Here is a 26,780-nt window from a genome sequence, read left to right as displayed (position 1 = left end):
TAGTGTGAGAATACGAATTAAAAGTCGTTTACCATACCCGAAGAACGTTATGGCATTACGTACTATAATAGGTCATTAAGAGGGTAGAAAAAGAAAGTCTCATCTGAATAAAGTTGTTATGGCGGTTAACTTTTTGAGGCATCGTGTCCAGGGAAATAAAATAAGGTAAAGAGCCGATGACTATGAGTTCAAAATTTTTTAATGCAGCATCAATGTTGGTGTTATCTATTATTGTGAGCGCTCCTACAGCAGTGGTTATGTCAATTGCGATGGTTAAAGAGGCACAGGCATCCGTTATTCGTTCTATTGAAGTCCGTGGTGCTCGGCTTGTAGATGAACAAATGATTAGAGATAATATAGGTATTAAAGCTGGGAAAAAAATTGCTCGTGGTGATATTGATGCTGCAGTGAAGGATCTTTTTAAATTGGGTCTCTTTTACGATGTCAAAGTAAACCAAGTAGGAGATAAATTAGTTATTGCAGTAAAAGAATATGAGATTGTTAATAAAATTCTGTTTCAAGGAAATAAATCTCTTAAGGATCATGATTTTAAGCGTTTTATTTCTTTGAAGCCAAATGAGCCCTTTAGTTCTGCTAAATTATCATCTGATATAAAAACGATTCGTGAAGTTTATAAGAGTCTTGGCCGCAATAATGTTTCTGTGACGATTAAAACGGTTAATTTAGGAAGAGGGCGTGTTAATGTCGTCTTCAATATTACTGAAGGTCGTAAGGCAAAAATTTCTGATATCACATTTGTGGGGAATAATGCTTTTGGATCGCGTCGTTTACGTGATGTGATTTCCACAAAGCCTTCGGGGCTTGTTACATTATTAATGAGTGGTGATGTTTATAGTAAAGAGCGTTTGGCAGCTGATGAAGAGGCGCTTCGCCATTTCTATTATAATCGTGGTTATGCAGATTTTAGAATAGTTTCATCTAAAGTCACTTTTGATGAAGCGAGTAATGCCTATAAAATTAATTTCACTCTTGATGAAGGTGCGCGTTATACAATTGGCGATGTTCAGATTGAAAGCGATATTGATGGGATTGATCTTCAGTCAATAAAAAAGACTCTTAAAACTCGTCCGGGTAATATCTATAGTGCGGCACATATTGAGCAATCTGTTGCGATTATTAACAATAAAGTCTCTGATTCGGGATATGCCTTTGTTAAAGTTGATCCACGAGGAAATCGTAATTTTTCAAATCATACGATTTCGATCCTTTATAATATTGAGCAAGGTCCACGTGTTTATGTGCAAAAAATTGAAATACGAGGCAATGAAAAGACACGTGATAGTGTTATTCGCCGTGAAATTGATTTAAGCGAAGGTGATGCTTATAATCAAACTTTGATGCATCGAGCTAAACGTCGATTAGAAAGTTTAGGTTTTTTCAAAGCTGTTAATATTTCGATGATTCCAACTGATAAATCTGATCAGGTGGTTTTAGTTATCGATGTTATCGAAGCTCCAACAGGAGATCTTTCTTTGTCAGGTGGATATACAACAGGTGGCGCGAATTCTGGTATGTCATTTGAGGTGTCTCTTACTGAACGTAACCTTGGGGGGCGTGGTCAATACGTTCGTTTAGGATTAGGCGCTGGGCAGGAGAAGTCTCGAAATTATAGTTTGTCGTTTGTTGATCCTTATTTTTTAGGATATCGCCTTTCTTCAGGTATTGATCTTTTCCGTAATACTTATCGTGCCGATAAAGCATATGATGTACGGCAAACGGGTGGCACTCTTCGATTTGGGATCCCTATTAATGCTAATTTATCTGCCAATTTGGCTTATTCTTATGTAAGAGAAGAGTATGATTTTGGTGGAGATTATGATTTAACTAGTGAACAAGTTATAAAAGAGCTATATCAGAAGTATTCTGGTGCTATTGTTCAGGCTGCCGTACATAGTCCGTGGAATCGTTCATCAGTAAGTTATGGTTTTACTTATAATTCTGTTGATAATATGCGAAATCCGCATGATGGTTTATATGCTCATGTTGTTCAGGAATATGCAGGACTTGGTGGAAACGCAAAATTTTTAAAGACAACTGGGAAGGCGATTATGTATAAGACGCTTTCTGATCGCATGGATCTTGTTGGATTAGTTTCTTTTGGTGGTGGTTATATCCATGAAGTAGGCAAAGATGGTGTTCGTATTTTCGACATGTTTAAAAACAACACAGATATGATTCGAGGTTTCCAATACAATGGTATTGGTCCACGCCAAGTCTCTAATAAGGGTGAGGTCTATTTCTTAGGAGGAACGACGTATATGCATGCAACTGCTGAGGTGCAGTTTCCTGCTCCGGTTGTGCCAGATAACTTAGGTATTCGTTTTGCGTTATTTGCGGATGCAGCAACACTCTATGGTAATAATTATAGACCTGTTCTTGAAGAAGAGGCTCCGGTTACAAATACTGGCAGTGCGTGGCGTACGTCTGCAGGTGCGAGTTTGTTATGGGAATCACCTTTGGGACCATTGCGCTTTGATTATGCTTGGCCAATCACTAAACAAGAAGGAGATCGTGTGCAGAAGTTTAATTTTGGTATTTCTACAAAATTTTAACTTGAGTTTTTTCTAGAGGAAAAATTTTGAAAATAATCCATTGAGCTGGGAGAGAAAGTGTGTTTTAATGGCGGGTACATTTTTTTTTATGCCATCCCGGCAATTGACAGTTGCTAATGTTGCAGAGTTGACGGGAGCAAAACTTCTTAATTCAGAGTTTTCTAATACAATTATAAACACGCTTTCTTCTGTTGAAAATGCTGAGGAAGGATCTTTGGTTTTCGTAGAGCGTCAGAAGTTTTCTGATGCTTTAAAAACAAGTTCTGCAGTTGCTGTTTTTTGTACGCAGGATCTTATTTCAAAAGTTCCTAAATCTATGGCAATTTTGCTTACATCTACACCTCAGCGTGATTTTGCTCAAATAGGACGCATTTTATTTCCTTCTTCTGTTAAACCGATCCCCTGGTTTGGTAAAAACGAAATCTCACCTCACGCGCATATTCATCCGACTGCCAAGATTGAGCATGATGTCTGTATTGAAGCAGGAGCTGTTATTGGAAAAAATGTAGAGATTGGCTCAGGGACTCTTATTTCGTCAACTGCTGTTATCAGTGAAAACTGTCGTATTGGCCGTGAGTGTTATATTGCTCCTAGAGTAACGGTTCAATACTCTTTAATAGGAAATAGAGTTCATCTTTATCCTGGTGTTTGCGTTGGACAGGATGGTTTTGGCTATGTCTCTGGTGTTTACGGTATTGAGAAAATTCCTCAACTTGGTCGCGTGATCATTGAAGATGGTGTAGAAATTGGAGCAAATACAACGATTGACCGTGGGACATTTGAAGATACAATTATTGGTGAAGGGAGCAAAATTGATAATTTAGTACAAATTGCTCATAATGTGAAAATTGGTCGTTATTGCCTTATTGCTGCTCAGTGTGGAATTGCAGGGAGTACATCTATAGGTGATATGTCTCAGCTTGGTGGAAGCGTTGGAATTGCGGATCATCTTCAAATAGGAAAATCTGTTCAGATTGCTGCAGGGAGTGGCGTTATGAATGATATTCCAGATGGTGAAAAATGGTGTGGTCTTCCAGCACGTCCACTTAAACAGTGGTTTCGTGAAATGGCGATTCTGAGGAACATTGGTAAAAGTAAAAAGGGAAAAACATTAATATGATCAGTGCAAAGACACAAAGTTTAGAGTCTGTAGATATTCATAAATTGCTGTCAATATTACCACATCGTTATCCATTTTTACTGATAGATCGTATTATTGAAATAAAAGATGATCAAGAAGCTGTTGGTATTAAAAATGTGACAATTAATGAGCCTCATTTTACAGGACATTTCCCGAAAAGTCCGGTTATGCCAGGCGTTTTGATTTTAGAAGCTATGGCGCAAACAGCAGGAGCAATTTCACTTTTAAGTTTAGAGAATAAAAAATCGAATTTAGTTTATCTTATGACTGTTGATAAGGCGAAGTTTCGCAAACCAGTTATACCGGGTGATCAGCTTAGGATTCGTGTTCAGCTCTTAAAAAAGCGATCTAATGTTAGACGTTTTTCATGTGTTGCAGAAGTAGATAATATTCGTGTTGCAGAAGCGGAAGTTTCTGCCATGATTGTTGAATCAGAATAAATGATAGAATGGGAATTTTGAGATGTCCGGTACGAAAATCCATTCAACTTCTTTTGTTGAAAAAGGAGCACAGCTCGGCGAAAATGTATCAATTGGACCGTTTTGTCATATTAGTTCAAAAGCGGTTATCGGTGACGGATGTCATTTAATGAGTCATATTGTCATTATGGGAGAAACAACTTTAGGTGCCAATAGTAAAGTCTTCTCACATGCTGTTTTAGGTGCAGATCCACAAAATAATAAACATAAAGGAGGAGACACAACTCTTGTTATTGGTGAAAATTGCTTGATACGAGAAGGTGTCACAATGCATAGGGGGTCTGATACAAGTTTGGGGACGACGATTGTTGGCGATAATTGCCAATTTTTTTGTTATGCGCATGTTGCTCACGATTGTCGTGTAGGAAATCATGTAACATTTGCAAATAATGCAATGATTGGTGGGCATGTTACAATTGGTGATTATGTTATTCTTGGTGGAGGTTCTGCTGTTCATCAATTTGTTCGCGTTGGGCATCATGCATTTGTTGGTGGAGTCTCTGTATTGGTTGGTGATCTTATCCCTTATGGAACTGCAGTGGGTGTACAAGCAAAACTTGCTGGATTGAATATTATTGGTATGAAACGTTCTGATCTTGAGCACAAGGAAATTCATGCACTTCGTCACGCAGTTTCCATGCTATTTGATCATAAAAAACCGTTTAAAGAGCGTGTCAATGATGTTTTTTCTTCTTATTCTAGTTCTCAATCTGTAATGGACGTTATTAATTTTATTCGAGAAGAAGGCAAACGTTGTTACTGCACTCCTAGAAATGAATAATAAAGTAGGCGATAATTTTGAACAGGATTAAAAATGTCCTTTAGTGCCAGAAGGTTTCTTGCCGGCCGGACTGCTATTATAGCCGGAAATGGTGTTCTGCCTATTATTATTGCTCAAGAACTTGAAAAGCATGGACAAAATCCTTTTCTTGTTCTTTTGCGTGATGAAGCAGATACTGCACTTTATAGCTATGAGCATTGCGAATTATCAATTATCGAGTTAGCGCGACTTATTAAAGCTTTAAAAGCGGCTGAAGTTTGCAATATTATTTTGGCAGGTGGTGTAAAAAAAAGACCTTCTCTTTCGCAATTGCGATTCGATTGGCCAACTTTGTTGGCTTTACCAAAATTATGTAAAGCCTTAGGAAAAGGAGATGATGCATTACTAAGAGCATTTATTCAAGTTATTGAAAAATACGGTTTTTTTGTTATTGGCGCTCATGAAGTAGTTCCAGATTTACTTGCACCGATAGAGTTTAATTTGACATTACGGCGTGCGACAAAAAAAGAGAAAACTGATATTCTACTTGGATCTGAAGCGGCAAAACTTTTAGGCCAATTAGATATTGGGCAGGCGGTTGTAGCTATTAATGGTCGAGTTATTGCAGTGGAGGGTGCAGAAGGAACTGACAATATGTTACAGCGGGTTTGTGAAATGCGAAAAAGAGAACAAATTCCATCTAAAGGTGGTGTTCTTGTTAAATGTGCAAAACCACAACAAGATCATCGTGTTGATTTACCATCAATTGGACCAACAACAATGATTAATATTGCAAAAAGTGGATTGGTTGGTGTTGCAGTAGAAGCAAACAAAAGTTTGATATTATCCTTAAAAGAAACGGTGGAAGAGGCAAATAAGCATTCACTGTTTATAGAAACATTTGAAAAGAGCAATCATGAATGATCGTTCTTTAAAAATTGCTGTGATTGCTGGTGAAGAATCTGGTGATCAGTTGGGAGCGGATTTAATTTCTTCTTTATCTGATCAGATAGGATGCAATATTCATTTAATTGGTGTTGGTGGTAGGCATTTAGAGGCACTTGGTTTAAAAAGCATTTTTAATGCTAATGATATTGCTTTAATAGGTTTGGGGGCTGTATTAAAAAAATTGCCTCTGTTATTTTTTTATATTCACAATTTGTCTAAATTGATTGCACGAGAAAAACCAGACTGTTTAATTGTTATTGATAGCCCTGATTTTACGCATCGCGTTGCAAAAAAAGTACGTGCTTTAGCACCTTCGATTCCTATTATAAAATATGTTGCTCCAACTGTTTGGGCCTGGCGACCGGAGCGTGCTAAAGCCATGCGTAAATTTGTTGATCATGTTTTGGCGGTTTTTCCTTTTGAAGAAAAAATTATGAAACATTTGAAAGGGCCTCCAACGACTTATGTTGGACATCGTTTATTAACGTATCCACCACTTTTGGCTATTCAAAAAGAAAGAAAACATTTAAATACTAAAAAAATATCACCATCTACACTGATTATTTTACCAGGGTCACGCAGTTTTGAGATTCGCAATTTAATTCCTATTTTTGGACAAGCAATAGAAATTGCCAAACAAAATATTCCTAATTTGCATATTATTTTACCGACCTTATCTCATTTGTTAAATGAAGTGCGTTTTTTAGTTAAAGATTGGAAAAGTGGAGTTGAGATTGTTGTTGGTGATGATGAAAAGTGGCGTGCTTTTGCTGAGGCAGATGTTGCGCTTGCAGCACATGGAACAGTATCACTTGAATTAGCGCTAGCAAAAATTCCTATGGTACTTGGCTATAAACTAGATTATTTTTCTAAATTATTTATTTTCCCGAAAACGACGTTATGGAGTGCAGCTCTTCCAAATATTATTGCTGATCAGCCTGTCGTGCCGGAATATTTTAATGAGTTTTTACGTCCTAATGTATTGGCAAAGCAAATAGAGCAATTGTTGCATAATCATTTACTGCGGCAGGTGCAATTTGATGCTTTTGATAAAATAGAAAAAAAAATGAGAACAGGGGAACCCGCAGGAGTTATCGCAGCTCAGATCGTTAAAAAAATTCTTAAAAAAGATAGAGATATTTAAAATTGCAAATGAAGTAATGATTAATGTTTTATTTTAGCGAGAAAATCACGAGCGCGTTGACTGCTGGGATTAGTAAAAAATATATCAGATGTTGTATCCTCAATAATTTTCCCATTTTCTAAAAAGAGTATTCTTTCTGAAACCTTATTGGCAAATCCCATTTCATGAGTAACGCAAAGCATGGTGATTCCTGTATTTGCGAGTTGAATCATGGTTTCTAAGACTTCTCCAACACTTTCTGGATCAAGAGCTGATGTTGGTTCATCAAAAAGCATTATTTCAGGTTCCAGACAAAGTGCGCGTGCAATAGCAACACGCTGCTGTTGTCCTCCAGATAATTGTCGTGGGTATTTATCACGATGTTTTTCAATTCCTACTTGTGTAAGATAGTGGATTGCTCGTTCTTTTGCTTGTTGTTTGGACATTCCTTGAACTGTAATTGGTGCTAAAATGCAATTTTGCATAACAGTCATGTGAGGAAACAAATTAAAGTGCTGAAAAACCATTCCTATTTTTCGTAAAATATTTTTTTGCTGCTGTAGAGAAGTCTTGCGAATATCAACGTTATGAATACAAATTGAACCTTCTTGTGCTTGTTCTAAATGATTGATACAACGAATTAAGGTGGATTTTCCTGATCCGGAAGGACCACAAATAACAATACGTTCTCCAGATTTTACATCCAAATTGATATCATACAATATTTGAGTATTTTTATACCACTTATTTAAATTTCGAATAGAAATGATCAAATTTTTATTGGCATCGGTGGTTTTTTTATTTTCTGAATTCATCTTTTTGTTTTCTCTTATTGTAGATAGCTCGATTAAATTAACATTTTTATTTAATGAAAAAGCTTTATTCATCGTAAATAGAAAGTTAGACGATTCTCGATAAAAATAACTAAACGATTTATGAGTCCAACGATGAGAAGATAGATAATGGCAGCCCAAACGTAAATTTGAAAATCAAATGTGCGAGAATAAATTAATTTTGTTATCCCCATTAAATCATAAACAGTGACAAGTGAAGCAAGAGCACTCGATTTTATCATCAAAATAAATTCGTTTCCTAAAGGTCTTATTGCTAGAATCATTGCTTGAGGGAGAATAATTTTTAAAAATGTTACAGAATTACTTAATCCCAAAGCTTTGGCTGCTTCACGTTGTTCGAGCGCTACGGATTGAAAACTTCCTCTAAAGATTTCAGATTGATATGCTGCAGAATTAAGTGAAAAAACAAAAAGACAGCAGTACCATGCGTTTTGAAAAAACCACCACAAGCCAACCTGTTTCCAGAATTCACTCATTGATCCTAAACCATAGTAGAGAAGGAATAGTTGAACCAACAAAGGAGAACCACGAAAAAAATAGCTATAAGTACGTGCTGAGTAATGGAGAAATTTATTGCTTGATAGACGTGCAAATGTAATGCTTATTCCTAAAAAAAATCCTAAAAAACAAGAAATAAATGTAAGTTTTAAAGTAACTATAAAACCATCAATAAACTTTGAACCATAAGAATTTAAAAGTTCAGGATTAAGAATAAAATAGAGCCATTCAGGAATCATCTAATTAATTCCTTTTGATATCCTACTTGTGTACGCATTTCTAAATAACGTAGAATTGTAGAAAAACATGCTGAAAATAAAAGATAGAGTAAACATGCGATACAATAAAATAGTAAAGGTTTATTGGTTGCCGAAGCTGCTAAATTAGTCTGTCGCATAATATCAATAAGTGAAATTGTTGAAACGAGAGAGGTATCTTTGAGTAAAGTAAGCCAATTATTAGAAAGTCCGGGTAATGTACTGCGAAGAAGTTGTGGAAAGACGATTCGAAAAAATGTTACTGAACGTGAAAGACCTAAAGCTTTGGCTGCTTCGTATTGTCCCTTATCGAATATCTTAAATGCTCCAAGCCAAACTTCACAAGAAAAAGCAGCAAAAACCATACTGAGCGCAAGAACACCGGCAAAAAAAGCATTTATATTGAATATTATTTGAATATTAAAATACTCAAATATAATCTGAATAAGATTTTGTAGACCATAATAAACCAGAAATAAAGTCAAAAGCTCTGGTAAGCCACGAAATACTGATGAAAATAAAGTCGCTACAATTCTTGCTATTTTTACATTAGATTGTATCATTACTGCGTTTAAAAATCCCAATGGAAGTCCAACAAGGACACAACATAAAGCTAACGATAATGTCATACCTGCGCTTGATAGTATCACAAAACCCCAACCACCATTGCTAAATGATAGCAATGCTAAATTTTCAATCATCTTGGAACTCCCAATATCAAAATATCAGATGGTTGTTTGCAGGTAATAACTGCTTAGTCGATTTCTAAACTAATTTATATTCAATAAATATCGATTTTAAAATATTTTTTTCTAACTTTATCGTATGTGCCATCTGCACGGATTTCTTTTATAGCTTCATTAAATTTTTCTTTAAGATCATGGTTATTTTTACGGATAGCAATTGCGATAGGAAATTTTGTTTCTTTAAGAACTCCTAAAAGTTTGCAACAATTTTTTCCTTCATTATCAAGCCAAGTTATAGCTTGCAATTTATCAACGATGATAAGATCAAGACGATTGCTTAAAAGATCATTATTGACCTCTATAGTTGTAGGATAGAGTTTAATATTGACACCTTTAGAAGCATAATGATCTTCTGCATATATAGCTTGTGTCGTATTTGATTGCACACCGAGATTTTTATTTTTAAATGCTTCTGAAGAAATTTCTTGAATTGTTGAATCTTTAGGCACAATCACTGCTAATGCTGTGTTATAATAAGGATCTGTAAAATCAATTTTTTGTAAACGCTCTTGTGTAGCAGCTAAAGATGCAACGATAGCGTCATACTTTTTAGCAAGAAGACCAGGAATAATGCCATCAAAATCTTGAAGTGTAATGATACACTCCACTTTCATTTTCTCACAAAGCGCATAAGTTATATCAGGATCAAAACCACGCAGCTTGTTACTTGAATCAATATAACTGAATGGAGGGTAGGTGCCTTCACTTGCGATTCTTAGTGTTGTAGCATTAGCCAATTGAGCAAATAATATTGCACTTGTCATAAGAGTGACGGCCAATAATTTCATTGTGGTCTCCTGTTGGATATCTGAATCGATGTGTGGCTATAATATATTGTATTATCTGTAAGATTATTTGAGAGCAATGTAAAAATTTACAGACATTTGTTTTTACTCTAAAATAGAGATGTGTAGTTTAAAAACGGAAAAATCATTTATTACAATACTCTATTTATTATTTTTATATAATTTTCTTTTGAAAAAAGATTATCAAATTTTATCATATACAATTAAAATTGCTTGATAAAAAAGTAAATGAGTTCTTTAACGATTTAAAAATAGGGTGTTCTCTTTTTTACACATAATTAAAGAGAAAAAAGAAATTGAGCATATCAAAGAGCGATTATTTTAAGTTTTGAAATATGGTTCCTAAAATAGGAAAGAGAATCTTTATAATCACTTATTCGTTTTTGTTTATAGAATATTGTTTTAAGTAGCTTAATTTAATAACAGTGCTACAATATTTGTTAATTTAAGTAAGAAGGTTTCAGCTTATCGTTTTATGATAAATAAACGATGAAGAAATTACTCAATAATAACAATTGCTTATTTCAAGAATATAATATTTGTATAAAACGATATAAAATCAATCACTAAAACCTCAATAAATTGAGGTTTTAGTGATTGGGTATTTTATTTTTAGTTTAACGATTATCTATAAGAATATATTGGCGTTCAGCAGAACCCGTATAAAGTTGACGTGGTCGACCAATTTTCTGTTCTGGATCTTCAATCATTTCTTTCCATTGTGCAATCCAACCAATACTGCGCGCTAATGCAAAAAGAACGGTGAACATTTGAGTTGGAAAACCTAAAGCCTTTAATATAATGCCAGAATAAAAATCGACATTAGGATACAGCTTTTTTTCAATAAAATATTCATCACTTAGAGCGATTTTTTCAAGTTCCATTGCAATATCAAAAAGAGGATCATTTTTAATATTCAGTTCTTTTAAAACTTCATAGCAATTTTTTTGCATGATTTTAGCGCGTGGATCATAATTTTTGTAAACACGATGGCCAAACCCCATAAGACGGAAAGGATCATTTTTATCTTTTGCCCGTGCAATAAATTCAGGAATTTTTTCTACAGAGCCGATTTCTTGTAACATTTTTAAACATGCTTCATTAGCACCACCGTGAGCAGGACCCCAGAGACACGCAATACCTGCTGCAATACATGCAAATGGATTTGCTCCTGATGATCCCGCAAGACGTACAGTTGATGTGGATGCATTTTGTTCATGATCTGCATGAAGAATAAAAATGCAATCCATTACTTTGGCAAGCATTGGATTGACTTTGTATTCTTCATGAGGATTAGAAAAGCACATGTGAAGAAAATTTTCAGCGTAGTTGAGGTCATTACGAGGTTTAATAAATGGTTGCTGGACACTATGTTTATACACCATAGCAGCAAGTGTTGGAATCTTTGCAACAAGATTCATAGCAGCTGTTATTCTTTGTTGAGAATTTTTTATATCAATAGTATCATGATAAAAAGCTGAAAGAGCACCAAGGCAAGCAATCATCATAGCCATAGGATGAGCATCATGATGAAAGCCACGGAACAGTTGTGGGAGTTGTTCATCAACATCCATATTTTGCGTGATAAAAAGGTTAAAATCGTCTTTTTCCTGTTTTGTTGGCAATTCTCCATGAAGTAGAAGATAACAACTTTCAAGAAAGTTGCCATTTTCAGCTAACTTATCGATAGAATAACCACGATAAAGCAACATTCCTTTGTTACCATCAATATAAGTGATTTTTGATTCACAAGAAGCTGTAGAAGTAAAGCCAGGATCGTAAGTAAAAACACCAGTGTTTTTATAGAAAGAAGTAATTTCAGTTACATCAGGACCAATAGTTCCTTTACGCACTGGTAATTCCGTTTTCTTATCATTTACGGTAATGTATGCTTTATGTTCAGACATTAAAAATTTCCTTTCGGGTTTCTCATTTACAAAATGAGATTCCACTTTTTTATCAGATCGATCGATACTATAGTTAAAGCTTTCCTACTCATATTGCGTGTAGATTTACTCTAAAAGCAAGCTTATGCAATCTAAAAATATTTTTGTTTTCAGTTTTTGCAAAACTATACTTAAATTTTTTAAAATGAAAAATATTTCAAATTGTTTTTAAATATTTACACTTCATCCATTTGGTTAAAAATATTTGATATTTTTTCTTAAGGTGTGATTGAAGTTATTTGATCTTTGATGCGGTTAAGAGATTCATTTCGTCCCAATAAAACAAGAACATCAAAAACACCTGGCGATATTGCGCGCCCTGTAAGTGCTGCTCGGAGTGGTTGGGCGATGACACCGAATTTAATGTTTTTTTCTTGTGCATAATGTCGCAAAGTTTCATCTAATACTTCTGAGTCCCAATTCTGGCATAATTTGAGAGCAGAATAAATATCTTTTAAGATGATTTTATTACTTTCATTTAAAAGTTTTTTTGCTTGTTCATCAAGAGATAATGGTCGTTTCATGAAGAGAAAAGCAGCACCTTCAATGAGTTCAATCAATGTTTTCGAGCGCTCTTTCAAGCTTGGTATTGCAGCTAAAAATTGTGATTTATGCTGCTCATCCAGTTGTTCGATAATTTTAAAATCGTCTTTAATTTTCGGCAGAATATTAAGTGCAGAGTCAAAAAGACTTTGATCACTGCTTGTTCGTATATAATGTTTGTTGATAGCATCGAGTTTCTTGAGGTCAAAACGAGCGGCGCCTTTATTAATATCATCAATATCAAACCAAGAAATCATATCTTCAAGAGAGATGAGTTCATCATTTCCGTGACTCCAACCGAGACGAACGAGATAATTCCGTAGAGCAGAAGGGAGATATCCCATAGTTCTATAGGCATCAACACCTAGTGCACCGTGTCGTTTAGATAATTTTGCACCATTTTCACCATGGATAAGAGGGATATGCGCCATGATAGGAATATTCCATCCCATTGCATTGAAAATAATTGTTTGTCGAGCTGCATTGGTAAGATGGTCATCACCACGAATGATATGTGTTATAGCCATATCATGATCATCAACAACAACAGCAAGCATATAAGTTGGAGTCCCATCGGAACGCAAAATAATAAAGTCATCAAGATCTTTATTAGGAAAACGAATTTCGCCTTGAACGCGATCGTGTAAAATCGTTTCTCCATCTTGTGGTGCCTTAATTCGAATAACAGGTTTGATCCCTTTGGGCGTTTCAGAAACATCACGATCACGCCAGCGACCATCATAACATGGTGGACGACCTTCTGCTCGAGCTTTCTCTCGCATTTCAGCTAGTTCTTCAGGTGAGGCATAGCAATAATAAGCTTTACCATTTTTGACTAATTGCTCAGCAACTTGACGATGGCGTTCTACGCGTTCAAATTGTGAGATAGGTGCTCCATCATAGTCAAGTCCCATCCAGTGTAAACCATCTAGAATCGCTTGAACAGCTTCTTTTGTAGAACGTTCTCGATCTGTATCTTCGATACGGAGAAGCATTTTTCCACCGGTATGTTTTGCGTAAAGCCAATTAAAGAGAGCAGTGCGTGCACCTCCGATGTGAAGAAAGCCTGTAGGTGATGGTGCAAAGCGGGTGATAACAGACACGGATATTATCCTCTAAATTAATATGTTATTTATTAAGGCTTTATTGAAAACCTATGTTAGCATAGGTAATAGCGCGTACAATAGTGGCATTGCAAGTAAAGAGGGGATTTGCAGATGCTCAATGAAAACGAAATTAAAGATGACGCATTAATAGGGTATTTGTCTCAGAAAAAAAATATAAATTTTATACAAAAAGACGATTTTTCTATTATTGATACTGCACCTAATGCTTTTTATCATGAACACAAAAAAACGCTATTAACATCTTTAAGAGATAAAGTGCTTCTTGGAAAGCAGTGGTTCGTAAACTGTATCAAAAAAGAAATTTCTTTTGGGCTGCTTTTCGTATTAGTTTTTGTATTTTTTGCTACAGGCATTATTTTTTATTTTCATTTATATCGAGAACCAACTTGGAAGCATTTGGTTGTTACGGTTATTCTGCTTCTTACTATATTGTTTGGATTTCGACATTGTAGAAAAATATGGTTTATTACGGGGTTTTTATTTTGTGTTGTATTAGGTATGCTGGCAGCGAAAATAGAAACGTGGCGCATGTCTACACCTATGTTGATTCATGATGTTTCCACTATTTTAACTGGAAGAATTGTTTCTATTGAATCAATGGACAAAGGTAAATTTCGTTTAAAGGTGGATGTTTTAAAAACAGAAGCTCCTTTTTTACATCATGGGCCTAAGCGTGTTCGTCTAACGACAAAATATTTGCCATATAGAGTAGTTCCTGGTGATGGGTTGTATGGAAAAGTAAGGTTGCGCGCTTTATCTGGTCCTGTTCGTCCAGGAGGTTATGATTTTAGTTTTTATAATTATTTTAAAGGAATTGGTGCCCAAGGGATTTATTTAGGTAAACCCAAAAAGATATCTGTTTCTCAACCTGATAAGATATTCCCAATTCTCTTTCAGAAAATTGAAAATTTACGGATGAGAATGACAAAGAGAATCCGTAAAGCAATTATTGGAGAAGAAGGCAATGTATCTGCAGCTCTAATAACAGGAGAACGGGGTGGAATTTCACAAAATACGAATGAAGCATTGCGTATGGCTGGATTGGCTCACATTTTGTCAATCTCAGGTTTGCATATGGCTTTACTAAGTGGTATGGCTCTTCTTGTTATTCGCAGTTTTCTAGCACTTTTTCCCGTTTTTTCATCTTATTATTCATCAAAAAAAGTTGCTGCTCTTGTTGCGTTGGGGATTACAGTCTTTTATTTGCTATTGTCGGGTACAGCGGTTGCAGCACAAAGAAGCTTTATAATGATTGCAGTCATGCTGTTTGCTGTTTTGTGTGATCGCTCAGCTTTGACAATGCGCAATTTAATTATTGCTGGTATGGCAATTTTGGTTGTTCGTCCGCATGAAATATTAAGCCCGAGTTTTCAAATGTCTTTTTCTGCAACTGCAGTTTTGATTGCTGCTTTTGGTTGGTGGAGTGACAGAAAATCTTCTTGTGGAAGAAAAACAACAGTATCTTATATTGGAAGTGGCATTCTGCGTTTTATTTTGTTTTCGATAGTTTCCATTTGTGTATCATCACTTGTGGCTGGTTCTGCTAGCGGAATTTACGCTGCTTATCATTTTTCTAATGTAGCACCTCTGGGTATTATTAGTAATGTTTTAGCTTTGCCCATTGTGTCAATTTTAGTTATGCCATTTGGGTTAATAGCAGCACTTGCAATGCCTTTTGGACTCGAGTGGTTGCCACTCCAGGTGATGGGGTTTGGTATTTATCTTGTAATAAAAATTGCCTATGCTGTAACGGCTATTTCGCCTGTTTTGAATCCTGGATTTATGTCTTTATCTATCTTAGCTTTACTCAGCTTAGGTCTTGTTGGGTTAACTTTTTGTGTGACATCTATAAGACTTTTTTTTAGTATTTTTATTTTCTCTGGTATTTTTGTATATATGGCACATTCCTCTGTGCAATTAATTATTGCCGAAAATATGAGGCTTGTGGGGATCATCAATAATGAAAAATTATATATAGATCGTTATCGTGCTTCTAAATTTATGACATCTATCTGGGGAAAATCATTTCATACCAATAAAATTATTAAACCAACAAAATATGGACCTTCACTTAAGGGACAATTCTTTTGTGATAACAACAATAATGTTTGCATCTCTTCATTAGATAATGGACTGAAGATTACTGTTTTGCATGGCAAAATAGAGAAATGTATAGAAGCTGATATTATCATTAAAACATTTGAGACATATGATGAAATATGTGATGATGCTACGCAAATAACATTTACACTTCAACAATTATTATCACGAGGGAGTGTGATGATGACTAAAAATAGAGATATTATATGGTCTTCTGAAGGTTTTTATAGACCATGGAATGTGCATAGACAAAATGCAAAAGGATAATTGATTGGTAAGGATGTTCCATTTAAATATATAAAAATATAGCTCTATTCTAATTTTTTGAAGGAATAGAGCTACATATCAAAGGTGCGTAATTAATTACAAAGTCTTATAATCAATTAGCATAATGGATTTTACTTAAATTCAGGAACATCTGCATTGAGCTGACTATATTTCTCTTCTCCAATTGTGTTAAGAAGCTGAATTTGAGTTTCAAGAAAATCAATATGATTTTCTTCATCCTCAAGAAGTTCATCAAATAATTTTTTTGAAATATGATCAGATAATTTAGCACAAGTTTCACGTGATTTGATGTAGAGTTCTCGAGCATCATGTTCACTTGCAAGATCGCATTCTAAAATTTCTCTGAGATTTTTTCCAATACGAAGTGGAGCAAGAGTTTCAAGATTCGGACGTCCTTCAAGAAAAATAATTCGCTTAATAATTTTATCTACATGTGCCATTTCTTCTATGGATTCTCTGCGTTCTAACTTGGCTAGTTTCGTAAAACCCCAATTTTCTATTAGGCAAGAATGTAATAAATATTGATTAACGGCACTAAGCTCAAGTGCAAGAGCTTCGTTGAATAGATCGATGATTGTTGGATGACCCTTCATTGTATTTTATCTTTCTACAGTTTTATGGCATGAACATAATCAAAATAAAATTAAAAGAAACGCTGCACATTCTTTGATTACGCTTAAGCTTTTTCTTGGACTAGATCTTATTATTTTACCATTTTATTTAGAATAATCAATGATTAACATTTTTTTGGAACCTATAATTAAATAGGAATTTAACTTTTTATAGAAGTGTGAGATTCACACTTTTTTCAGAAATAAAATTAAGTAAAATTCATTATTTTTAAATATAGGAAATTTCAATAAATTGACAAATGAATACAGTTGTTAAACCTTATATTTTATTTTTTAATATAATTTCATTATAACTAAACTAACATTGTTTAGCTGGAAATTATTGAATAGATACAGTGGACTAGTATAACAGATTGATTTTTTGTTATTCATTCATATGAATATTCAATGATCGGTACAAGGAGAAATTATTATTTATGGATGTACAAGATCTAAAAAAAAAGGCAGCAACTGAAGCACTTGAATTTATTCAAGATGGTATGCGACTTGGAATAGGTACTGGCTCTACAGTTAATGAATTTATTCGACTTCTTGGAGAACGTGTTACGGAAGGTTTACGTGTGATTGGTGTTGCTACTTCATACCGTTCTGAAAAATTATGTCGTGATTTTGGAATTCCTCTTGCTACTTTGGATCAATTTCCTGAGCTTGATCTTACTATCGATGGCGCTGATGAAATTGGTCCCAAGATGACCTTAATTAAAGGAGGAGGAGGAGCATTATTGCGTGAAAAAATTGTAGCAACAGCCTCTCACTCAATGCTTGTCATTGCAGATGAAACAAAAGTAGTAAAAACACTTGGTTCTTTTGCGTTACCAATAGAAGTTAATCCATTTGGTATAACTGCTACACGCAAAGCTATTGAAAAAATATTGAATAATTTAGATTTTTCAGGAAAAGTTACATTAAGAATGAATGGAGAAAGCCCTTTTGTAACTGATGGTGGACATTTTATTCTTGATGCATTTTTAGGTCATATTATGCAGCCAAAATTATTATCAAGCGCACTACTTGAGGTTCCTGGTGTTGTTGAACATGGTCTTTTTTTGGAATTAGCATCTCATTCAATTATAGCGATGAAAAGTGGAGAAATAAAAGTTTTAAAACCATTTGATCTTTAGATAAAATAGTTCATATGTTCAAATGTTCACTATACATAAAGGCTATTAAAAGATTTTACGTAAGAATGGTGAATTTGAATTAATAACAATTGTGGGAGTAAACAGTGAATGAAAACGCTCTTTTCTTTTCAAAACTTGATAGTATCGTTTAGTGCTACCATTATTTTAGTCATGAATATGGGAATGGTTTGTGCTCAAAATGTGAGTGATGAACATTTAGATTCGGCAAAAAAAGCGATTAATGCTATTCATGCAACTGATCAATTTGATAGTTTTTTTTCATTAGCTGCGCGTGATCTTAAAAATGAATTGATAAACAATGATCCAAATTTGGCTACAGAAATTTCTGAAATTGTTGATAGGGAAGTTTTAGTTTTGGTTAAGCGGTACGCTGATTTAGAGAAAGAAATTGCTCTTATATATGCGAAATATTTCACACGAGAAGAACTTAATAAAATTACAGAATTTTACAATTCTAATGTTGGTAAAAAGTTTTTAACAGCGATACCTAATATTGCACGTGATGCTTATTCTGCGTTTGAGTTATGGCGTTCTGTTATTGAACAAGATCTTGTAAAAAATGTAGAAAAAGAGCTGTCTAAAATCATTAGTTTAAATAATTCTGTTTCTCCTGTAAAGATGAGTTCTCCCATAAGTTCAAAATAATTGTATCAATGCTATTTAAGATTTAACAATTTGAACGTTAATTCCAAATAAAGAGATGATCTTAATAATATAATAACACAAAAGATCAGCTCTTTAAGGATATCGCATTTATAAAAATTATATTGATAAATAAAAAATGATAATAGTCTGTACAATATTGGATGTCCAAAAAGAGGTATTTTATTGTGTCTTTTGATTTTGATTTATTTGTTATTGGCAGTGGATCTGGTGGAGTACGTGCTGCTCGGCTTGCTGGAGGACTTGGCAAGCGTGTTGCTATCGCTGAAGAATACCGTGTAGGAGGCACTTGTGTTATTCGCGGTTGTGTTCCCAAAAAACTATTTGTTTATGCATCACAATATGCGCAAGAGTTTAGTAAGAGCCTTGGTTTTGGATGGACATGCAATGATCCCATTTTTAATTGGGAAAAGTTGGTTGCAGCTAAAGATAAAGAAATATCGAGATTGGAGAATATTTATCATCAAATACTGAAAAACAATAATGTTCATATTTATGAGAGTCGTGCTGTTTTTGTAGATGATCATACAATAGAATTTTCTGCGACAGGTGAGCGTGTCAGAGCAGAAAAAATTTTGATTGCGACGGGAGCAAAAACTACACGAAATCCTGCAATAATAGGAAGTGATTTATGTCTTACTTCCAATGAAGTTTTTGATCTTAAAGAATTGCCAAAATCAATCATAATTTCTGGTGGTGGGTATATTGGTGTAGAATTTGCCAATATTTTTCATGAATTAGGTGTAAAAACCACATTAATCCATCGTGGTGATTTAATTCTTCGTAATTTTGATCATGATTTACGACGTTTATTGAATGATGCAATGATTGAAAAAGGCATTTCTATTATTTATGGGGCAACAATTTCTCAAGTTAAAGAAAACGATAGTCACTATGATGTTGTTTTATCAACTGGAGAAACTATCAATGCTGATAAAGTGATGTTGGCGACAGGACGTGTACCAAATACAGAAAATTTAGGTCTCGAAAAAGCAGGCGTTAACCTTGATGAGTCTGGTGCAGTTATTGTTGATAAAATGATGAGAACCAATATACCTCATATTTGGGCTGTTGGTGACGTAACAGGCCATATTCAATTAACACCTATTGCGATTCATGAAGCAATGTGTTTTGTTAAAACTGCATTTAAGAATACTCCCACTGCGCCAGATTATGATTTAATTGCAACAGCTGTTTTTTCTCAACCAGAAATTGGAACAGTCGGTCTTTCAGAAGAAGATGCGATACATCATTATAAACATGTTGAAATTTATCGCACGCAATTTCGTCCAATGCGTAATACCCTTTCTGGTAGTTCAGAGAAAATTTTTATGAAGCTTGTTGTTGATGGTGAAAGTCGCATAGTCGTTGGCGCGCATATTTTAGGGGAAGGCGCTGGTGAAATGGCTCAGCTTATAGGGATTTCTCTCAAAGGGAAATTAACGAAAGATGTATTTGATGAAACTATGGCGGTTCATCCAACGACAGCAGAAGAATTAGTAACGATGTATGAGCCGAGTTATGTTTACAGAAATGGAAATAAAATATAAAATTCAATAATCCATGTTATGGTAAGCTGTAGGGTTATTTCGCATTATAGTCTGTGTGGAAAGATACAAGTAAGGATAGGTTGCATATTGGGATTTTGTTGATTTTGATGAATTTTTGCAATTTGTCGATATTCTTAATTTTGACAGTGAATTGGATTGGCTTTTTGATTATAAAAAGATTCGAAGTTTTCATTTTGAGAACGTTTTGTACGACCAAATATAGAAAATATAGAGTTTGATAATTCTATAAAGTAATGTATGGCACTATAATGCGGAGCCGTTGAAAATAGTTATCAAATATATTTTCGAGTATGCTGTAAAGAAAATCGAGATATTATAAATTGGTAAGGAAGAATTTATTCACGCAGCATTTAGAGAGAAGCTTTTTTATGAATTGAGTGTGCAAATGATAGGTGTATACTCTTTTATTAAAAAGTTACACAGTTATCTTTTCGGCGATTTTTAATAAATGAAATGCCTTTTGATAAAAATAATTTTGGTGATTGAAACTAAACTGTAGGCACGCTAAATTAATTTGATGACGCAAAGGCTTATAAAAAATGATTTTCGAGTTTTAGTTGCTCAATTAAATCCTGTTGTCGGTGATGTTGAGGGCAATTTTTCTCTTGCGGTTATGGCGCATCAGGAGGCTCAAAAACAGAATGCTGATGTTGTTCTGTTAACAGAGCTTTTTATTAGTGCGTATCCCCCAGAAGATCTTGTTTTAAAATCTGTTTTTCTAGAAGCATGTGAGAATGCAATAAAAAAATTAGCACAAATAACAAAAGAAGGGCCTGGAATTGTTATTGGTGTTCCGTTAAAGCGTGGGGATGCTATTTATAATGGGGTCGTGCTTCTTGATAATGGGAAAGTAATTGCGGAACGCTTAAAATTTGATCTCCCTAATTATGAGCAATTTGATGAAAAACGTGTTTTTTCTCCTGGTTTATGTTCTGAGCCTATCGTTTATCGTGGAATAACGTTAGGAATTGTTATTTGTGAAGATATTTGGAATGATTCTTCTATTTGTACGAAACTGAAGAATAAAGGAGCAGAAATTATTTTTGTTCTTAATGGATCTCCTTATTGTCGTGATAAAATATTTAGACGTATGGAGATTGTTTGCGCACAGGCCATTCACTCTGGAATTCCTATTATTTATGCAAATCAAATTGGTGGTCAGGATGAGTTGGTTTTTGATGGAGGCTCTTTTGCTTTTGATCAACAAGGTCTAGTGGTATTTCAAATGAAACATTTTGAAAGTCATATGGCGTTAAGTCATTGGAAGCGAAAACCTGCCGGATGGCAGTGTATTTCTGGTCCAAATGAGAAAATTTTGGATGGTTTGGCTGCTGATTATCATGCTTGTGTTTTAGGTTTAAGAGATTACGTTAATAAAAATCGATTTAAAGATGTTATCCTTGGTCTCTCGGGAGGAATTGATTCCGCATTGTGTACAACAATGGCAGTGGATGCTCTTGGAGCAGAAAGAGTTCGTACTGTAATGATGCCTTATCATTATACGTCACAAGAATCTCTAAAAGATGCTAAAGAATGTACACATCTTTTAAATTGTCATTATGAAATAATCCCTATTTTTCAACCCGTTGAGGGATTTTTAAGTGCAATGTCTTCTGTTTTTTCAGGATTGTCATCTGATATTACAGAAGAAAACCTCCAGAGTCGCGCACGAGGAACTATTTTAATGGCTCTTTCAAATAAGTTTGGTTCTATGGTTGTGACGACAGGGAATAAATCAGAAATGGCGGTGGGGTATGCAACACTTTATGGTGATATGAACGGAGGATTTAATCCTATTAAAGATGTTTATAAAACACAGGTTTATGCATTAGCGGAATGGCGTAATGAAAATCATTCATCAAATTTTTTGGGGCCTAAAGGGATTGTTATTCCGAAAAATATTATAACAAAGGCGCCTTCTGCAGAGCTGCGAGAAAATCAAAAGGATGAAGATTCTCTTCCATCTTATCCTATTTTGGATGATATCTTAAAATCTTTTGTAGAAGATGACATGAGTATTGCTGATATTGTTAAATGTAGAGAGTATTTACGAGAAACAGTTGAGAAAGTTGAACATCTTCTTTATTTATCTGAATATAAGAGACGGCAATCTGCGCCTGGTATAAAAATTAGTAGTAAAAATTTTGGTCGTGACCGCCGTTATCCCATTACCAATCGTTTTCGTGATAGAAGTTGAGCATGATTTTATGATAAAAGTCCGTTTTGCCCCATCTCCAACAGGTTATATTCACATTGGGAATACGCGTATTGCGCTGTTCAATTGGCTTTATGCACAGGCTCATAGTGGAATATTTATTTTACGCTATGATGATACAGATATTGAGCGTTCTCGACAGGAATATGTTGATGGTATTTTGCAAGATCTTGAGTGGTTGGATGTTAAACCGGATGAAATTTATTATCAATCAAAGCGATTTGGTCGATATGATGAAATTACGGAAAATTTGAAGCAGCGTGGTCTTCTTTATCCTTGTTATGAAACTGTGGAAGAATTAGAACGGCGTCGTAAAATTCAGCTTTCACGCAAATTACCTCCCGTTTATGATCGTGCTGCTTTAAAATTGACACCAGAAGATAAAAAGACATTTGAAGCTCAAGGACGCAAGCCTCATTGGCGTTTTCTTTTACCTAATTTTGAAAATGATCCGTTTCACACTAAGAGAACAGAAGTTCATTGGGATGATATTGTTAAAGGAAAACAGACAATAGATTTAGCGTCTCTTTCAGATCCTGTGTTAATTCGTGAAGATGAAAGTTATTTGTATACGCTACCTTCTGTTGTTGATGATATAGATATGGGTATTACACATATTATTCGTGGGGATGATCATATTACCAATACAGGCACACAAATTGCTCTTTTTAAAGCTCTCAATGCAAAAGTACCGATTTTAGGTCATATTAATTTATTGACAACAGTTTCAGGAAAAGGGCTTTCAAAACGCAATAATGATCTCTCTATTCGTTCTTTACGAGAAGAAGGATTTGAATCAATGGCTATTCAATGTCTTTCTGTTTTGATTGGAACATCGCAAAATGTGTGTGCTTATTCTAATCAAGCGACTCTTTTAGAACATTTTAGTTTGCAAGATACATCAAAATCGATTGCAAAATTTGATACTGCTGATCTTTGTGTATTGAATAGTCACCTTGTTCATGAATTAACTTATGAAGACGTAAAAACACGTCTTGAACAGCTTTCTATTTATGGAGACGAAGTAAAATATTTTTGGGAAGCTATAAAAAACAATATTGATAAAGTCAATGATGCAGCTTTATGGTGGGAAATTATTCATGATGAGAAAAAATTTGACACAGTTGCACTTGAAGATCGTGAATTTGTACGGCAATCCGTTGATTTATTGCCCAAAGATGCTTTGAGTGATGAAAGCTGGAAGATTTGGACAATGGCATTAAAAGAAAAAACAGGACGTAAAGGAAAAGCGTTATTTATGCCGTTGCGTCAAGCGCTTACTGGAATAGACCATGGGCCTGAAATGGGGAAACTTTTGCCTCTCTTGGGTCGTAACAAAATAATAAATCGATTGACCATTTAAGAGAAATAAAAATGGTAAGAAGTGTTTTGTTCATTTTACAGTGAACTTCTACTGTTTGATTTTTTTGTTTAATCACGAATTTTTATCAGCATAAATGCAGGAATATCCTCACCAAATCCTAAAGGTGTAAAAGCTTTATCTTCTTTATGGAGATGTTGATTCTGCGAAGGAGATTTTTTTTGCATTTTTTTGATTTGAGCATTGGATTCATTATCAATATTTTTCTTTGATGTTCTTGCAGATTTCTTTTTTGAAACAACATCATTTTTATTTTTATGAGTTGTTAAAGTTGATAGATCTCCATCGAGCCATTCGATCTTTTCTTTGCTTATTTCTTCAATAGCACTGATATATTTTTCATCAGTTTTTGTTACAATTGTAAAAGCCTTTCCACTTCGTTTTGCGCGTCCTGTTCGACCAATTCGATGGACATAGTCTTCAGCATGTGTTGGTACATCATAATTGAAAACATGGCTTACATCTGGGATATCGAGTCCACGCGCAGCAACATCAGATGCAACAAGAAATGTAATTTTATTATCTTTGAAATTGGCTAGCATATTCATACGTGCATGTTGATCCATATCACCATGAAGTGCTCCTACATTGAAGTTACGTTTTAGAAGTGAGTGAAAAAGCTCAGATATATCTTTTTTTCTATTGCAGAAAATAATAGCATTTTTAAGTTCACTCCCCTCATTATGAATGAGTTCTCGTAAAACAGCTCTTTTTTCCCACGGTTTACTTCCAGATTTTACGAGTCGTTGTGTAATTGTTTGGGCTGTTGAAGATGCTTTTGTTACTTCAATATATACAGGGGAATGAAGAAATTGCTCTGTTAATTTTGCGATTTCTGGTGCCATTGTTGCTGAAAAAAACAATGTTTGGCGTGTAAATGGAGTAAGTTTGCAAATGCGTTCAATATCAGAAGCAAAGCCCATATCTAACATACGATCAGCTTCGTCAATGACGAGAATTTCAACACCAACTAAGAGTAATTTTCCACGTTCGAAATGATCAAGAAGGCGTCCTGGTGTTGCAATGAGAACATCCACACCTCGTTCAAGTTTACGATCTTGATGTTCAAAAGAAATTCCTCCAATTAAAAGGGCAACATTTAAACGATGATTTATTCCATATTTATCGAAATTATTTTCGACTTGTGCTGCAAGTTCTCGCGTTGGCTCTAGTATAAGAGTGCGAGGCATTCTTGCTCTTGCTCGACCTTTTTCGAGTAAGGTAAGCATGGGTAAAACAAACGAAGCAGTTTTTCCCGTGCCCGTTTGAGCAATACCTAAAACATCTTTTTTTTGAAGAATATGAGGGATTGTTTCACTTTGAATAGGTGTTGGAACTGTGTATCCCGCTGATTTTACTGCTTTAACAACCTTCTCTGAAAGGCCTAAGTGATCGAAATTGTTCAAAGATTGCACCATTTTTTACAATTTTAACATAGCTATCCAAGTTATAAGTAAGGTTAAATACTTCTATATTTATTCAAAAGGGTTAAGGTGCATTTATAAAAAAGTCAACTACAACCATTATACTAAATATTATATATAAAAAAGATAATGAAGAAAATTAATGGCGAAACTGTTCAGATAAGATTCGCTCATCCCATGAATGATCAGGATCAAACAGAATAGAGGCCGTTACTTCTGTTGCTGATGAAATAGTAACGGAATGAACTGATTTTACTTCAACATTATCAGCTGCAGCATTAACGGGACGTTTATTAGGTTCAAGCATATCAAAGCGAATAGTTGCAGTATTTTGGAGTAATGCTCCATGCCAATATCGAGGACGAAAAGGACTCACAGGAGTGAGCGCCATAAGGGGTGCTATGAGAGGGAGGATAGGTCCTCGTGCAGATAAGTTATATGCAGTAGATCCTGCTGGTGTTGCAACAAGAATACCATCGCAACTGAGTTGTTCCATTCGTACTTTATCATCAATGCTGATGCGAATTTTAGCTGCTTGGTAAGATTGGCGGAATAAAGATACTTCATTGATCGCAAGTGCTTTAACATATTCTTGATTCTCAGTATAAGCGATCATACGCAAAGGGTGAATTTCTTTTTTATGTGCAGTCGCAATGCGTTTTGGTAAATCTTTTTCACGAAATTCATTCATAAGAAAACCAACGGAGCCTTGATTCATACCATAAACAGATTTTCCAGTATTCATGACGTTTCGTACTGCTTGTAACATAGTTCCATCACCACCAAGAGCAATGACAACATCGGACTCTTCGAGAGAAGAATGACCATAAATGGAAATTAATTTATTGGCAGCTTTGATGGCTTTTTCAGTTTCAGCTGCAATAAAATGAAAATGTTTTGGTAATGTAGTCATATAAGAGCTGTCCTAGTATTTATGGCTTATTTTTCATGTATTTTTAAAATTTAGAAATCTAGTATAAGAAATATGTCTGTTAAAAGCAGCATTCTTTTGAGAATAGTTTGTTTCATGAAAAGAATCTTCGCAGAGTAGTATAAAATCACACTATTGTGTTATCATGTAGAAGATGAAAAAATATCCTTTTTATAATTTTTTACTCAGAATAATGATTTATCATTGAAGCTAAGAGTATGATCAGTTAAAAAGCCAATATTGATTTGGTGATGCTTAAGCACCCGTAGCTCAGCTGGATAGAGCGCTGCCCTCCGAAGGCAGAGGTCACAGATTCGAATTCTGTCGGGTGCACCATATTTTTTATTTTATATAACATTCTTATCCAATTTTTTTATTATTGGTTTCAATGAAGCTATCAACAAATAATTAATGCTTAAATTAAATAAAAAAACGTATTTTATAGTTTTATTTAATTATATTTGGATTATTTCTTCTAAAATGTATGTTTTATCTTTTTAACGAGATAGTTTTACTAATACTATTAGTTAGTTTATACACTAATAACTTTAACAATATTTCAAAATAGAATAATTTTATTATATGAGAGAAGTATTTTTCTATTTTTTTAGATAAATCAATAACATTATATG

At 34.5% G+C, this 26,780-nt stretch carries 21 protein-coding genes and 1 tRNA gene; 13 read left to right on the top strand and 9 right to left on the bottom strand.

Annotated elements, in window-relative coordinates; genetic code table 11:
* The first annotated feature begins 176 nt into the window (after nt 1–176).
* The 6 genes from bamA to lpxB all read left to right on the top strand — a co-directional run bounded on the left by bamA (nt 177) and on the right by lpxB (nt 7,045).
* Nucleotides 177–2,573, top strand: coding sequence for an outer membrane protein assembly factor BamA (gene bamA / locus NPY00_RS02715; protein ID WP_269020501.1), 2,397 nt, complete (start codon nt 177–179; stop codon nt 2,571–2,573).
* Between the two features lie 67 nt (nt 2,574–2,640).
* On the top strand, nt 2,641–3,693 hold the full coding sequence (lpxD, locus tag NPY00_RS02710) for a UDP-3-O-(3-hydroxymyristoyl)glucosamine N-acyltransferase (RefSeq protein ID WP_269020500.1): 1,053 nt from the start codon (nt 2,641–2,643) through the stop codon (nt 3,691–3,693).
* Complete coding sequence (gene fabZ / locus NPY00_RS02705) at nt 3,690–4,154, top strand: 3-hydroxyacyl-ACP dehydratase FabZ (RefSeq protein ID WP_269020498.1); 465 nt, start codon at nt 3,690–3,692, stop codon at nt 4,152–4,154. The genes lpxD and fabZ overlap by 4 nt, the downstream gene beginning before the upstream one ends.
* A 22-nt stretch (nt 4,155–4,176) precedes the next feature.
* Nucleotides 4,177–4,974, top strand: a complete 798-nt coding sequence (gene lpxA / locus NPY00_RS02700; RefSeq protein ID WP_269020496.1) for an acyl-ACP--UDP-N-acetylglucosamine O-acyltransferase — start codon at nt 4,177–4,179, stop codon at nt 4,972–4,974.
* 33 nt (nt 4,975–5,007) lie between these two features.
* The gene (locus NPY00_RS02695) at nt 5,008–5,877 is read left to right on the top strand and encodes an LpxI family protein (protein WP_269020495.1); all 870 of its coding nucleotides are present in this window, start codon (nt 5,008–5,010) and stop codon (nt 5,875–5,877) included.
* The gene (gene lpxB, locus NPY00_RS02690; protein WP_269020493.1) at nt 5,870–7,045 is read left to right on the top strand and encodes a lipid-A-disaccharide synthase; all 1,176 of its coding nucleotides are present in this window, start codon (nt 5,870–5,872) and stop codon (nt 7,043–7,045) included. Before NPY00_RS02695 ends, lpxB begins: the two co-directional genes overlap by 8 nt.
* 20 nt (nt 7,046–7,065) lie before the next feature.
* Here the strand turns inward: lpxB and NPY00_RS02685 are convergent, their stop codons facing one another.
* From NPY00_RS02685 to gltX (NPY00_RS02660), 6 genes are all read right to left on the bottom strand, one after another.
* Nucleotides 7,066–7,839 (bottom strand): amino acid ABC transporter ATP-binding protein, encoded by a 774-nt coding sequence (locus tag NPY00_RS02685; protein ID WP_329957997.1) that lies wholly within the window; start codon nt 7,837–7,839, stop codon nt 7,066–7,068.
* Between the two features lie 68 nt (nt 7,840–7,907).
* Nucleotides 7,908–8,615, bottom strand: a complete 708-nt coding sequence (locus NPY00_RS02680) for an ABC transporter permease (protein ID WP_269020492.1) — start codon at nt 8,613–8,615, stop codon at nt 7,908–7,910.
* Nucleotides 8,612–9,334, bottom strand: coding sequence for an ABC transporter permease (locus NPY00_RS02675; protein ID WP_269020490.1), 723 nt, complete (start codon nt 9,332–9,334; stop codon nt 8,612–8,614). Before NPY00_RS02675 ends, NPY00_RS02680 begins: the two co-directional genes overlap by 4 nt.
* 80 nt (nt 9,335–9,414) lie before the next feature.
* The gene (locus NPY00_RS02670; RefSeq protein WP_269020488.1) at nt 9,415–10,167 is read right to left on the bottom strand and encodes a transporter substrate-binding domain-containing protein; all 753 of its coding nucleotides are present in this window, start codon (nt 10,165–10,167) and stop codon (nt 9,415–9,417) included.
* Between the two features lie 635 nt (nt 10,168–10,802).
* Nucleotides 10,803–12,092 carry a citrate synthase gene (gene gltA, locus NPY00_RS02665; protein ID WP_269020487.1) on the bottom strand — a complete coding sequence of 430 codons (1,290 nt, stop codon included), beginning with the start codon at nt 12,090–12,092 and terminating at the stop codon, nt 10,803–10,805.
* 257 nt (nt 12,093–12,349) lie between these two features.
* Nucleotides 12,350–13,777: a glutamate--tRNA ligase gene (gltX, locus tag NPY00_RS02660; protein ID WP_269020484.1), complete on the bottom strand. Its 1,428-nt coding sequence runs from the start codon at nt 13,775–13,777 to the stop codon at nt 12,350–12,352.
* A 114-nt stretch (nt 13,778–13,891) separates the two neighbouring features.
* Between gltX (NPY00_RS02660) and NPY00_RS02655 the strand changes: the two genes are divergently transcribed.
* Entirely contained in the window at nt 13,892–16,168 is a 2,277-nt protein-coding gene (locus NPY00_RS02655) for a ComEC/Rec2 family competence protein (protein ID WP_269020482.1), read from the top strand.
* A gap of 131 nt (nt 16,169–16,299) precedes the next feature.
* Here the strand turns inward: NPY00_RS02655 and bfr are convergent, their stop codons facing one another.
* The gene (bfr, locus tag NPY00_RS02650) at nt 16,300–16,782 is read right to left on the bottom strand and encodes a bacterioferritin (protein ID WP_269020479.1); all 483 of its coding nucleotides are present in this window, start codon (nt 16,780–16,782) and stop codon (nt 16,300–16,302) included.
* Nucleotides 16,783–17,237: 455 nt separating this feature from the next.
* Here bfr and rpiA point away from each other — a divergent pair, with 455 nt between their 5' ends.
* From rpiA to gltX (NPY00_RS02625), 5 genes are all read left to right on the top strand, one after another.
* Nucleotides 17,238–17,942, top strand: coding sequence for a ribose-5-phosphate isomerase RpiA (rpiA, locus tag NPY00_RS02645; protein WP_269020476.1), 705 nt, complete (start codon nt 17,238–17,240; stop codon nt 17,940–17,942).
* A 108-nt stretch (nt 17,943–18,050) separates the two neighbouring features.
* Nucleotides 18,051–18,608 carry a DUF2059 domain-containing protein gene (locus tag NPY00_RS02640; protein ID WP_269020475.1) on the top strand — a complete coding sequence of 186 codons (558 nt, stop codon included), beginning with the start codon at nt 18,051–18,053 and terminating at the stop codon, nt 18,606–18,608.
* Between the two features lie 182 nt (nt 18,609–18,790).
* Nucleotides 18,791–20,176 (top strand): glutathione-disulfide reductase, encoded by a 1,386-nt coding sequence (gene gor / locus NPY00_RS02635; protein WP_269020560.1) that lies wholly within the window; start codon nt 18,791–18,793, stop codon nt 20,174–20,176.
* A 538-nt stretch (nt 20,177–20,714) separates the two neighbouring features.
* A complete protein-coding gene (locus NPY00_RS02630) occupies nt 20,715–22,394 on the top strand; it encodes an NAD+ synthase (protein WP_269020473.1) in 1,680 nt (559 codons plus the stop codon).
* A gap of 10 nt (nt 22,395–22,404) precedes the next feature.
* On the top strand, nt 22,405–23,775 hold the full coding sequence (gene gltX / locus NPY00_RS02625) for a glutamate--tRNA ligase (protein ID WP_269020559.1): 1,371 nt from the start codon (nt 22,405–22,407) through the stop codon (nt 23,773–23,775).
* 68 nt (nt 23,776–23,843) lie between these two features.
* On the opposite strand, the gene NPY00_RS02620 is transcribed toward gltX (NPY00_RS02625), so the two are convergent.
* Nucleotides 23,844–25,211: a DEAD/DEAH box helicase gene (locus tag NPY00_RS02620; RefSeq protein ID WP_269020472.1), complete on the bottom strand. Its 1,368-nt coding sequence runs from the start codon at nt 25,209–25,211 to the stop codon at nt 23,844–23,846.
* Nucleotides 25,212–25,356: 145 nt separating this feature from the next.
* On the bottom strand, nt 25,357–26,130 hold the full coding sequence (locus NPY00_RS02615; RefSeq protein WP_269020471.1) for an NAD kinase: 774 nt from the start codon (nt 26,128–26,130) through the stop codon (nt 25,357–25,359).
* A 277-nt stretch (nt 26,131–26,407) separates the two neighbouring features.
* Between NPY00_RS02615 and NPY00_RS02610 the strand changes: the two genes are divergently transcribed.
* Nucleotides 26,408–26,484: transfer RNA gene (locus NPY00_RS02610), tRNA-Arg, on the top strand.
* Nucleotides 26,485–26,780: the final 296 nt, after the last annotated feature.

This window comes from Bartonella sp. F02, from assembly GCF_026929975.1.
Classification (GTDB): domain Bacteria; phylum Pseudomonadota; class Alphaproteobacteria; order Rhizobiales; family Rhizobiaceae; genus Bartonella.
Note: the sequence above shows the minus strand (reverse complement) of the source record. Positions and strands in the feature narration are given on the sequence as shown.